Genomic DNA, 11,378 nt, shown 5'->3' with positions numbered 1-11,378 from the left:
GGCTTCTGGGAACGCACTTATCCGGAGGTGAAAAAGGAGCTCAAGGGGCGCTATCCCAAACACCCATGGCCAGACGACCCCTGGTCGGCCACGCCCACGCATCGCGCCAAGCGACGCGGTTCATGAGTGTGCTCAAAAAGCACGGCAGCCGTATCCGCCGCAGGCCCTGATGGGGCCCTGAAAGATCCCGGGTCCAGCGATCAATTCCGTGCGCATGGCGCTTCGGGCCCCCCGCGCGGCATGACGTGCGGCAGCGATTGGAGTGTTATTTGGCGGGAGGCGGATTCTGGAAGCTTCCGGCAAAGCCTGGGAATTCCACCGGACTGGCATAGCCGTCCCCGGAGACCGCGCTGACCCCGAAGAAGTCATGGTCGATGACCATGTCCTTGAGCGTGGCCTTGCTCACGTTGCCGACCCATCGGGCGTGTTGCCATGGCGGAGCGGTGGTGTCGCGCCACCACACGCGGTAGCCGACCGCGCCGGGCGATGCCTTCCAGGTCAGCGTGGTGTCCGGCTGTACCGCGCCCTTCACCTTCAGCTCGCCCGGCGGTGCCGGAGCAGACGCCATCGCGGCCATGGTGACCAGGTTCAGCCGCGTGACCTGGGCCAGGTACGGGAAGTTGACGCCCGACAGCACGTCGCCGTAGTGGATGCCGTTTTCGACACGCACGTCCTGATGTTGCCGGTGGTAATTCTCATGCGTTTCGGTCAGGCGCACCGCCGGATAGCCGGCGGCCAGGAACGCCACCTGGTCGTCGCCACGACCGAAGCGGTCGGTGCGGTAGATCATGTCCACGTGCAGGTTGGTCAGATACTGCTCGGCGAGGCCCGCCATGTAACGCGACACGTTGCGCGAGGGGGAGTCCACCTCGCCGCCGAAATAGCGTCGGTAGGCGGCCTGGCGCCGGGTTTCGGTACTCTTGGTGCCCTCGGAAAAGATGCGGGCATGGGTGTTGTCGACCACGCCGTCGATGCCGTGGATGTTGCCGATGATGTCATTGTTGAGGTCGGCCTCGATCTGCCAGCCGTGCTGGCGGGCATACCGGGCCATCAACTTGCCGCCATACAGGCCCTGCTCCTCACCGGACAGCGACGCATAGACCAGGGTTGCGGGGAACTTGTATTTCGCAAGACCCTGGCGGCCTCCAGCACGGCGGCGGTTCCAGAGCCATCGTCGTCGGCGCCCGGCGCATCGGCCGTCTTGTTGGTTACATCGGTCACGCGCGAGTCCAGATGCGCGGTGATGATGATGATGATGCGGTTCGGGTCCGATGTGCCGCGCTGGATGGCGGCGACATCCATGATTTCAGTGGGCGTGTCGATACGCGGCCCGGTAACCGTTTGCGTTGGCGTGATCACCTCCAGACAGCCGCCACATTCCTGGGAAATTGTTTCGAAACGGGACTTCACCCAGCGTCGCGCTGCGCCGATACCCCGCGTTTTCGAATCGATGACCGACATGGTCTGGCGGGTACCGAATCCAACCAGGCGGGTCAGTGTTGCCTTCAGTTGCGCGGGTTGGACCTGGCCGGCAATGCGGTACAGCCGGGCATGCTCGGCGGGTGGTGGGGTCTGGGCCGGCACTGGGCCGGATGCAAGCATGAAAGCGGTCAGCAGGGCGAGCCATACGGTCAGGCGCATGAAGACATCCTTGAGACACGTGTCATAAATAATCACGCAAACCACAGCGGATACGAGCTGGCGGATATGCCCCTGCGTCATTCGGCCCCGTATCCAGGCTGCATCTGGACGCCCGATGGACAAGTACCAAACCCTTGGACGTGAGAGGACGGCAGGCAACTGTGGCAAGGCAACGCCAGCGCCGGGTATCTTGCAGGCCGGTGGTGCGTATGAACTCCACCGAACAATCGCGGTCCAGACAAGCTGCGGCCCGGAGGGACTCATATTGTTGTTCAGGGCAGGCTGAGCCTGTCCTGCAACGCAAGATCGAGATCGGGATCGGCCCGGATCGGCGACGCCGCTGCCGCCGGAACGGCTGTTGGCCAACTCCGGCCGTCACCGTGAACAGCGGGAATGCCAGGTCCTGAACCCCGTGATGACCTCGGTTCAGGTGCAAAATGCGATGCTCTTGCTATGCTGGTGTACTTGCTGTTCTCTCGGACCGGTCCTGGTACCGGCCGCGTCCAATCCACAAGAGGTGTTTCCATGTTTTCACATCGAGTCATTGTTGCCGTCGTGCTGGCCAGCCTGATGGCGCTGCCGGTTTTGCCGGCGCACGCGCAGGATAGCCAGCTGGGCGGCAAGCCCATCGCCGGCCTCTGCATGCTCTCGCGCGACCAGGTGTTGGCTCAGTCCAAGGTCGGCATGGCTACCGACAAGCGCATGCAGCAGTTGGCCGAGCAGGCACGTTCAGATATACAGAAGGACCGTGAGCCCCTGGACAAGCAGATCCAGCAGTTCCAGGAGCAGGCCAGTTCGTTGAAGCCGGCCGATCGCGAAGCCCGCCAGAAGAATCTCCAGGGTCGCATGCAGGCCTTGCAGAACAAGGCCCAGGTGCTGGACAAGCGTCTGCGCATCACCCGCGCCAAGGCCATGAACGAGATCGGCCAGAAGATCCAGCCGCTGCTGGACGGGATCTACAAGAGCCACAACTGCGGTCTGTTGCTGGATCGTGACTCGGTGCTTGGCGGCAACATGGCCAATGACCTGACGACCGACGTGATCGCTGCGCTGGACAAGAAGGTCACCAGCATCAGCTTCAGCCTGGCGCCGATGCCCAAACAGAGCCAGAACGGCAAATAAGCTCAGTAGCGACGACCTGCCGGAGGGTTGTCCGCAGGTCGTCGTTTCTGCCGTTGCGCTTCAGCTGGCTTAAAATAGCTTCAGCTGCGGCGGAAGGTCACCACCAGCACGTCCCGGTGTGCATCAAGGTCCGGGTCGTGTGCGGTCACCGGCGTCACGCCGTGGCAGACCCGGGCATCGTCGACCAGCGCACTGTCCAGCGGCTGCGTGAGCGTGAAGCTGCCCAGCTCGCGGCCGTTAGGGTCATGGATGCTGGTGGTGCCGCTGTCGATGTTGTGGCGATCCACCAGCAGCACCAGCACGTAATCGACCCCGTCGCGGTGCATGCCCTCGGGCGTCGGCTGTCCGGCTTCGTCCGCGCGCGCCAGGATCCGGAACTGGTGGACCTCCACGTGCCAGCGCACCACCTCGCGCGTCAGCGTGGCGAACGTGCGGTGGGCAAAGCCCAGGATGCTGCGCAGGCTGGGTCCGTTGCGGATGGCGGCGTCGATCGGTTGGTACCAGCGCTCCAGGCCGCCGTTGAGACGGTTGTAGTCCAGGCTCTGGTAGTGCGGCTGGCGCGGTTGTTCCACGATGCCCTCGGCGTCGATCGCGAACACGCCGAACCGGCGCTTCCGGTAGCGCCCGCGATCGGCCATGTAGGTGTCTTCGTACAGCGCGTCCCAGCTGCCCGCGAACGCCTCCCAGTCGTCCAGGCTGCCCTGGGTGTGCAGGGCAGCTTGCATCTCCTGCGCATGCACGAATGCGAACCCCCGCTGTCCCAGGTCATCGAGGGCAGTGTGCAGGCTTGCGTGCGCGGATGTGGCCATGCGATTCCCGCTGTTCAGCTGCGCATGCCGATGCCGCGGTGCAGCAGCCACAGACCGAAGCCGCCCAGCAGCACCGCGAACGCGACCATCACCGCATAGGCAATCCAGATCGGGATGTCGGTGATGCCCAGCATGCCATAGCGAAAGGCGTTGACCATGTACAAGATCGGGTTGACCAGGGAGATGGAGTGCCAGGGCTCACCAAGCTGGTTGATGGAGTAGAACACGCCGCCAAGGTAGGTCAGCGGCGTCAGCACGAAGCTGGGGACGATGGCGATATCGTCGAACTTCTTGGCGAAAACCGCATTCACGAAGCCGGCCAGCGCGAACACCATCGAGGTCAGCATGGCCGTGGTCAGGATGATCAGCGGATGCGCCATGTGCAAGGGGGTGAACAGCATCGAGATCAGCAACACGATCACGCCCAGGGTCAGGCCACGCGCCATGGCGCCAATGATGTAGCCGGACAGGATCACCCAGCTGGGCATCGGCGAAACCAGCATCTCTTCGACGAAGCGCTGGAACTTGGCGCCGAAGAACGAGCTGGTGAGGTTGCTGTAGCTGTTGGTGATGATCTGCATCATCACCAGGCCGGGCACGAGGTAGGCCATGTATTTGTAACCGTGCTCGGGGGGCAGGTGGCTGCCGACTACGGTGCCGAAGATGATGAAGTACAGCGAGGCTGTGATCGCGGGCGGGATCAGCGTCTGCGACCAGATGCGCACGATGCGCATGATCTCGCGGCGCACGACGGTCTTCAGGGCGACCATGTTGTTGGTGAAGGTGCTGCTCACGCGGCGTTCTCCTTTCCGTCGTCGTTCTTCTCGACCAGTCGCACGAACAGCTCCTCCAGGCGGTTGGCCTTGTTGCGCATCGATGTCACGGTAATGCCGCGTTTGTCGAGCATGACAAACAACGAATTGAGGTCGTGTCCGCGGGCCATTTCGGCTTCCAGGGTGTGCGCGTCGGCGCGCTTCACCGTGATGCCGTTCACGTCGGGCAGGTCATTGGGGAGCTCGCTGGTATCGAGGATGAAGGTCTCCACGTCCAGCTTGGACAATAGATTCTTCATCGAGGTGTCCTCGACGATGCTGCCATGGTCGATGATGGCGATGTTGCGGCACAACTGCTCGGCTTCCTCCAGGTAGTGCGTGGTCAGGATCACCGTGGTGCCTGCCGCATTGATGCCCCGGACGAAATGCCACATCGAGCGGCGGATCTCGATGTCCACGCCGGCCGTGGGCTCGTCCAGGATCAGCAGCTTCGGTTCGTTCATCATGGCCCGTGCGATCATCAGTCGGCGTTTCATGCCGCCCGACAGCGAACGCGCCGGCTGCTCGGCCTTGTCCCACAGACGCAGTTCCTTCAGGTATTTCTCGGCCCGACGCATCGCCTCGGCGCGCGGGATGCCATAGAAGCCGGCCTGGTTGACGCAGAGGTCGAACGGCTTCTCGAACTGGTTGAAGTTGATTTCCTGCGGCACCATGCCGATCAGGTGCATGGCCTTGCTGCGCTGCTCGTGAATCGACACGCCGAAGATCTTGGCCGAGCCTCCGCTGGCGTTGACCAGCGAGCTGAGGATGCCGATCAGGGTCGACTTGCCCGCGCCATTGGGGCCGAGCAGGGCGAAGAAGTCGCCCTGCTGCACGGTCAGCGAGACGCCCTTCAGCGCCACGGTACCGTTGGCGTAGGTCTTGCGCAGGTCGGTGATTTCCAGTGCGGGGGTATCAGTCATTGGAACGTGTTTCCCGAGGTGCAACCCACGCATGTGGGTGGTTTTGCGGTAAAAATCAAGGTGCGGTAGCGGTTTGAAGTCCGCGGGGTCCAAGCTCTGGTTTGCCGCAGCGGTGGCGCGGGAGTCTGTCGCGCCCCAGCGTTTGTGCGCGTTCATGCCGAACGGGCGGTTCCAACCCGACCCCTGGCCTCTTATCATAGCCGGCTTGTCCACTCGAACTGTGCCGGCACGGTGCACGCACCGTTTCCTGCCCTTCATTGCCCTATGGTCGATCACTTCCAGCTTCGTCTCGTCGACAGTTTCATGCTTGCGCCCCGCGTGCGCCATCTGGTGTTCGAGCGCGCTGACGGATCGGCATTCGCGTTTCGCCCCGGCCAGTTCCTGCAGGTGCACTTTCACTACGAAGACGGCAAGCCGACCAAGCGCAGCTATTCAGTGGCGACGGTGGGCGATGCGGACAGCGGCCCGATCCAGCGCATCGAGATTGCCGTCAGCTATGTCGAGGGCGGTGCGGCGACCGCGCTGCTGGGCGGGCTCGAGCACGGCGGGGAGATCGAGGCCAGTGGACCGTACGGCCGCTTCTGCCTGATGGACGAGGATGCCAACCAGCGCTACCTGTTGATCGCCACCGGTACCGGCGTGACACCCTACCGCGCGATGCTGCCGCAGATCCGCACGCTCATCCATAGGCGCGGATGCAGCTTCGTCCTGCTGTACGGCGCGCGCAGCGAGACCGAACTGCTGTACGGCGAGGAGTTCGAGGCCTTCGCGCGCGAACATCCCGGTTTTACCTTCCACCCGTGCTTCAGTCGCGGGGCGCGTCCGGACCCGCGTCCGCACGATCGCCAGGGCTACGTACAGAGTGTCCTGGCCGAACTTGAGCCGAACGAGGAGCATGACATCGCGTACCTGTGCGGCAATCCGGACATGGTTGACGCGGCGTTTGCCGACCTCAAGGAACGGGGTCTTTCGGTCCGCCAGATCCGCCGCGAGAAGTACATTTCCTCGCGCTGAGTGCTGCGACCTCACATTCCAGCCATGCTCCCAAATGCCGTGCTGGGAGGGGTTGTCGACGTCTGGACTTCCCGGTTCCGCCGGTTTTTCCGTCCGGGTGGGGCGGAAGAAGTTCGGATTGCATCCGCCTGTATGTCATTTCGTTCTAAATAAAGCGGCCTGGAATGTGAACCGATTCATGGTTTCAAGGCATGGCATGATGCCATCTGCGCCTTCTGCGATCCCCATCACGGTGTTTTCGCATGCAAAACGTAATTTGAGGTCGTGGGCGTCAGGAAATGCACCTCTCCGTTGCATGGATGCTCACGGGTGGAATCATGCGAGTCCCCACTCATCTCAAAACCGGCAAGCGTACGAGTCTTTTGATCGCGCTTGCGTGTCTGGTCAGCATTCCGACTGTGCAGGCAGCGGACGGGCGCATTACATTTTCCGGAACAATTGTGGCTCCTTCATGCACATTGGCCACCAGTGATGTGGCACATCCGGCCAACGCGCAAATATCCGGCGTGTCGCGGCACTGTGCCGACACCGCCGGCCGAAGCGTACGCGCACAGGGCGATTACCAGCTCATATGGACGACCATGTCCAAGCACATGGTGGATGCCCGCGTGCAGACCTATTTTTCCGGATATACCGACGGTCATGGGACCGACGCCGGCCAGGTGATGCTGGCCACGCAAACCTACCAGTGATACCGCCGGCCTGTTGCGGAGCCATGTATTCGACCATGTAACGCTGTTCGTCGATAGGCTTTGGAGGAGCCCTGCATGGCGGGGTTGCTAGGCTCCAACGGTGAAACCGTGCAGGCCGTTACGGGTAGTTGATTGTATAGGTGGCGGTGGCCTTGACCTGCCCTCCGCTGACGACGCCCGTCTGGTAGTAACGTGCGGAGAACGGAATGGACACAACTCCGCTCTGCGAAAGTCCGGCGGAGATCGCCGTGCCGAACTGGACCGGCTGGTCGTTCTGGTCGAGCAGCTGCACTCCGACGCCTTGCGCATAGCCCGCTCCGGCCGGTGCAATCACGCCAGTGGTTCCGTTCACCGGGTTGCTGGTTTGCAGGGTGATGGAGAGGGACGTGAGGTTCGAGCAGTTCAACTGAACGGCAAAGGGTGTGGTGCCGGTCGTCGATCCCATCCCGGAGAACTGGCTGGACAACACCGGTGGCAGCGTCACGTTGGTCGGATCGGTGGTGATAGTGCAGGCGGGGGCCACGAATCGCACCGAGCTGATGGTAAACAGCTGGACAGGCTCCGGACCCACCGGTACCTCATTGCAGTTGTTACCATGGTGATGCTTTCCGCTATGGCCCCTGCATTTGATCTGGTATCGATCAATGTTCCATTGCGCGATCTGTCCCGACAGCTGGCTGCCGTTGGTGATGATGCCGGTGGCGACCAGTTGCAGGCTTGAGGCGACGCTGAACTGGAAGATTCCAGGTGGAATCAATTCATCCGGATAGGCATGCAGGGGATTGCTGGTGTCCGGATGCAGAATCCGGAAAGAGACGCCGGGAACATTGGTTGGATACAGCGTATTGCCGCTGCTTGGCTGAGCACCGATGTTGTTGACGATGCCGCTGTACGTGGTGCCGTTGCAACTGAGGGTTTGCGTGTTGGTCGGAGAAACCACCGGCGAGGTGTACAGAATGTCGCCTGGTACCGTATTCGAGGCGACGGTAATCGTGCTGGGCAATGAGAAGTTCACTGCGCTCGTTCCGGTGTTTTCCTGGCAATTGGCCCGCGCCTTGCCTAAAGGAGCAAGGCCGAGCAGTGAAACGAGCAGCAACAGGCCAGCCAGTTGCTGCCACGCAGGTCGATGTCGGTTGAGTCCTGGCGGCATGGATTCAGCTCGCGATGGTGGATTAAAAATCAAGGATGCACAGTATGGACGGATCGCGGACGTTCAGATCAACCATCTCTCGAGAAGAGAGTCTGGAAACCCGCATGGCGGTGGAGCATATCGTTGTGGAGATTTCATTGCGTCCGGTTCGATATTCGTTCCGGGTCTTGATCAAGATGAAGTGACGCTGTGAGTTATGTCGGGGCATGCCGTTTTCAAGTCGCGGATGCAAAGTGCAACGCATCACTGGTAATTGAGCGTATAAGTGGCCGTGGCCTTGACCTGTCCGCTGCCGATCGTTCCGCTGGTCTGGTAGTAGCGGGCGAAGAACGGGATGGACACGTCGCCGCTCTGCGGGCCGTCAACCGAAATCGCGGTGCCGAACTGGACCGGTTGGGCATTGTGGTCGAGCAGCTGCACCCCTACGCCCTGTGCGTAGCCCCTACCCGTTGAGGATGCGATCACGCCAGTGGCGCCGTTCACGGGATTATTGGTCTGCAGCGTGATGGAAAGCGTGGTTACGTTCGCGCAATTCAGCTGAATGGCAAAGGGCGTGGTGGCCGCCGTCGAACCCGTCCCCGAGAACTGACTCGACAGCACCTGGGGCAGCGTCACGTTGGTCGGGTCGGTGGTGACGCTGCAAGCCGGCGAGACGAATCGTACGGAGCTGACGGAATAGGTCATGACGGGTTGCGTGGGCTGGTTGCCGAAGCAAAACGTGAAACCAAAGAAGCTAATGATGTTGCAGCGATCCACGTTCCACTGTGCAAGCGTTCCCGACAGGCGGCTGCCGTTGGCAATGGTGCTGGTGGCTACCAGCTGCAGCGCAGTGGCACCGTTGAATGAAATGGAACCCATTCCGACCGACTGATTCGGGTAGTTTTTTAGAGCGTTGCCGCTGTCGGGGTACAGGAGCCGGTAGGAAAGCCCGGCGATGTTGGTGGGGTACAGCGTGTTGTCGCTGCCTGGCGATGCGCCAATGTTGTTGACGATGCCGCTGTTGGTATTGCCCACGCAAGTGATTGTTTGCGGGTTGCTTGGCACCACGGGTGATGATGTGGCCAGGATGGTGCCCGGGGTCACGTTGTTGGGGACCGTGATGGGGCCGTTGAACTGGAATATCACCGTACCAGGGTTACCCGAGTTGGACTGGCAGTTGGCAAAGGCGCTGCCGGGCATGGCCAGGGCGAGCCATGGTGCCAGCAGGAGCAGGCCGGCCAACTTGAGCAGCGTGCGGCGCGTCCGCCCCTGCGTGTGCAGCAGTGGCCGGCCTCGCGTCTGCGGTTGGAGAATCGAGGATGCGCGGCCTGTGCGAGACTCTGACGGGTTCATGTGCCACCTTTCGGAGAAGTGGTTCCGACGGCCTCAGGGCGGCAGGTGGCGTCAAGCTGCGTATAGGCGCTGACGCGGCCGGTGTCCTTTCCGCCTTGCGGCATCCTGTAGGTGAAAGAGCAGTTGCTCGCCTGGTCTTGTTCGCGGTTCCAACGCACGCTCAGTCGGCCGCTCTCGTCAACGCCGCGCAGCAATGCCCGACCGTCTTGGCCGACTATGCCCAGCGTATCGCCCTTCGCGTTCAGGACCTCGGCGCCGAATGGCACGCTCCGGCCATTTCCGCGCTGGATGCGGACGATCATGGCGCGGCCGTTCTGGGTCTTGAAATCCACCATCACCACGGCCCCGGCATAGGGCGCGGTTTCTTCGCTGGTACTGTCCAGCTGCACATCCAAAGGCAGCCCCTGGGGATCAAGCCGAATGGTGTTGCGCTGGTACGGGTTCAGGTAAGGCACCAAGGCATAGCCGGCATGGTCGATGCGCACACCCGGTGCATTGGTGACGCGCGCGCCTTCTGCACCCGGCGCATGGACAATGCCGATGGTATCGCCCGTCGGCTGACCGAAGGTGACGCCGCCGGGGTGTGCGACCACGGCGCCGCTGACATTAACGGAGGCCTGGGAATAGTTACCCCCCTTGCCGTAGCTCGCGCCAATGACAGCGTACGGGCTGCGGTAGCCGGCGTTGACAGCCACCGCATTGCCGCCGCTGCCTTCAGCGTGCGAAGCGGTGGCGCCATAATTGAACTGGTTGTCGTCGCCAAGGTTGCCGGTGAGCATGCCCTGATCTTGGGAGCCGCTCAGGTTATCGTGGTTGACGTTCAGGGTGAAATTAGGCGCATGCGAGGACGCACCCAGTGGCACGCTGAAGCTGACGAAATAGCGGTTGTTGTAATGACCGAAGGGATCACGTGTGCGCGTAGCCGAGATGTTGTAGCTCACGCCATGAAGCATATTGTTGTACCCCACCTGAAATTGCCTGTCGCTGCCGCTGCGATTCCAGTAGTCGCTGATCGTGCTGTTGAGGTACAGCGATCCGCCACGCTCGCCCAGGCGCTGGTTAAGAGACAGCGTGAAGTGGTTGCGTTGATGCACCAGGCCGGTAGCCACCAGGGCGGTTGTGTTGCCGGGGGACTGGCCGGACAGGATGGCCTGCTGGGCCGGCGTCAGGGGCGTCGAGACGGGCACGCCGTCGATCAGCTGCATTGTCGCGGGGAGGTACTGTGTAAGGCTCAGTCCGCGATGGGCGTAATCGCGGGCGCTGGCCGCGTCGGTCAGGCTGAGAAAGCCACTGCTGGAATAGCGGTAGGCGGCCACGCTGAGCGAGGTCTGGGTGTCCGGGATGATCTTGCTGTAGCTCAGGCGCAGACTTTGGCCATCCTGGCCGTGGTATCCGGGGATGGTCGCACCGGCCTGGGTCAGGTCCATCGCGAATGCGCCATAGCGCGTATTGAACGCGCCTCCGATCAGGGCCGCGGTGTAACCTCGCGAAACCTGCAGCCCGGCGTATCCCGTGAACAGGTTGCTGAAGCCGTGCTGCAGCGTGGCCTGGGCCACGTTGGGCGGGTCCAGTATTTGCAGGCTGCGCAGGCGTCCGACAGCAACGTCGTATCGGGTGGTGCCGGCCCGCAGCAGTTGCGCGACCGAGGCGTAGGGTACCGAAAAACTGTGGTTGCGGCCGTTGGCCTCGGCGACGGTGACCTCAAGTGATCCGCCGTAGCCGGTGGGATACAGGTCATTGATCGTGAAGGGGCCTGGCGCGACTGTGGTCTGGTAGATCTGCACGCCGTTCTGGGTCACCGTGACCTTGGCGTTGGTATCGGCCACGCCATGGATCACCGGCGCATAGCCGCGCAGCGACTGGGGCAGCATGCGGTCGTCTGT

The 11,378-nt window shown here is 62.2% G+C and carries 9 protein-coding genes and 1 pseudogene; 3 read left to right on the top strand and 7 right to left on the bottom strand.

Annotated elements, in window-relative coordinates; genetic code table 11:
• Positions 1–265: 265 nt before the first annotated feature.
• Positions 266–1,302 (bottom strand): annotated as a pseudogene (locus tag PF446_RS09530) (M20/M25/M40 family metallo-hydrolase).
• An 864-nt stretch (positions 1,303–2,166) separates the two neighbouring features.
• Here PF446_RS09530 and PF446_RS09525 point away from each other — a divergent pair.
• Positions 2,167–2,763: an OmpH family outer membrane protein gene (locus PF446_RS09525; RefSeq protein WP_298071191.1), complete on the top strand. Its 597-nt coding sequence runs from the start codon at positions 2,167–2,169 to the stop codon at positions 2,761–2,763.
• An 80-nt stretch (positions 2,764–2,843) separates the two neighbouring features.
• On the opposite strand, the gene PF446_RS09520 is transcribed toward PF446_RS09525, so the two are convergent.
• From PF446_RS09520 to PF446_RS09510, 3 genes are read right to left on the bottom strand one after another with little or no spacing between them, the layout of a single operon-like run.
• The gene (locus tag PF446_RS09520) at positions 2,844–3,572 is read right to left on the bottom strand and encodes a 2OG-Fe dioxygenase family protein (RefSeq protein ID WP_298071190.1); all 729 of its coding nucleotides are present in this window, start codon (positions 3,570–3,572) and stop codon (positions 2,844–2,846) included.
• 14 nt (positions 3,573–3,586) lie between these two features.
• The gene (locus PF446_RS09515; RefSeq protein ID WP_298071192.1) at positions 3,587–4,342 is read right to left on the bottom strand and encodes an ABC transporter permease; all 756 of its coding nucleotides are present in this window, start codon (positions 4,340–4,342) and stop codon (positions 3,587–3,589) included.
• Positions 4,343–4,362: 20 nt separating this feature from the next.
• Positions 4,363–5,307 carry an ABC transporter ATP-binding protein gene (locus PF446_RS09510; RefSeq protein ID WP_298071189.1) on the bottom strand — a complete coding sequence of 315 codons (945 nt, stop codon included), beginning with the start codon at positions 5,305–5,307 and terminating at the stop codon, positions 4,363–4,365.
• A gap of 264 nt (positions 5,308–5,571) precedes the next feature.
• On the opposite strand from PF446_RS09510, the gene PF446_RS09505 reads away from it, so the two are divergent.
• Complete coding sequence (locus PF446_RS09505) at positions 5,572–6,321, top strand: FAD-binding oxidoreductase (protein WP_298071188.1); 750 nt, start codon at positions 5,572–5,574, stop codon at positions 6,319–6,321.
• A gap of 810 nt (positions 6,322–7,131) precedes the next feature.
• Here PF446_RS09505 and PF446_RS09500 read toward each other — a convergent pair.
• Positions 7,132–8,163: a fimbrial protein gene (locus PF446_RS09500; RefSeq protein WP_298071187.1), complete on the bottom strand. Its 1,032-nt coding sequence runs from the start codon at positions 8,161–8,163 to the stop codon at positions 7,132–7,134.
• On the opposite strand from PF446_RS09500, the gene PF446_RS09495 reads away from it, so the two are divergent.
• Positions 8,162–8,356 carry a hypothetical protein gene (locus PF446_RS09495; protein WP_298071186.1) on the top strand — a complete coding sequence of 65 codons (195 nt, stop codon included), beginning with the start codon at positions 8,162–8,164 and terminating at the stop codon, positions 8,354–8,356. The genes PF446_RS09500 and PF446_RS09495 overlap by 2 nt on opposite strands.
• Positions 8,357–8,406: 50 nt before the next feature.
• Here the strand turns inward: PF446_RS09495 and PF446_RS09490 are convergent, their stop codons facing one another.
• Complete coding sequence (locus PF446_RS09490; RefSeq protein ID WP_298071185.1) at positions 8,407–9,342, bottom strand: fimbrial protein; 936 nt, start codon at positions 9,340–9,342, stop codon at positions 8,407–8,409.
• A 149-nt stretch (positions 9,343–9,491) separates the two neighbouring features.
• The coding region (locus PF446_RS09485) for a fimbria/pilus outer membrane usher protein (RefSeq protein ID WP_298071184.1) at positions 9,492–11,378 on the bottom strand (1,887 nt) is incomplete at its 5' end.

It is taken from the genome of Oleiagrimonas sp., assembly GCF_027858935.1.
GTDB lineage: Bacteria > Pseudomonadota > Gammaproteobacteria > Xanthomonadales > Rhodanobacteraceae > Oleiagrimonas.
This window is presented reverse-complemented; position numbering and strand designations above follow the sequence as displayed.

Excerpts from the sequence above, each read along its gene's own strand:
- PF446_RS09525 (WP_298071191.1), top strand. The coding sequence starts at position 2,167 with ATGTTTTCACATCGAGTCATTGTTGCCGTCGTGCTGGCCAGCCTGATG.
- PF446_RS09520 (WP_298071190.1), bottom strand. The coding sequence starts at position 3,572 with ATGGCCACATCCGCGCACGCAAGCCTGCACACTGCCCTCGATGACCTG.
- PF446_RS09515 (WP_298071192.1), bottom strand. The coding sequence starts at position 4,342 with ATGGTCGCCCTGAAGACCGTCGTGCGCCGCGAGATCATGCGCATCGTG.
- PF446_RS09510 (WP_298071189.1), bottom strand. The coding sequence starts at position 5,307 with ATGACTGATACCCCCGCACTGGAAATCACCGACCTGCGCAAGACCTAC.
- PF446_RS09505 (WP_298071188.1), top strand. The coding sequence starts at position 5,572 with ATGGTCGATCACTTCCAGCTTCGTCTCGTCGACAGTTTCATGCTTGCG.
- PF446_RS09495 (WP_298071186.1), top strand. The coding sequence starts at position 8,162 with ATGGATTCAGCTCGCGATGGTGGATTAAAAATCAAGGATGCACAGTAT.
- PF446_RS09500 (WP_298071187.1), bottom strand. The coding sequence starts at position 8,163 with ATGCCGCCAGGACTCAACCGACATCGACCTGCGTGGCAGCAACTGGCT.
- PF446_RS09490 (WP_298071185.1), bottom strand. The coding sequence starts at position 9,342 with ATGCCCGGCAGCGCCTTTGCCAACTGCCAGTCCAACTCGGGTAACCCT.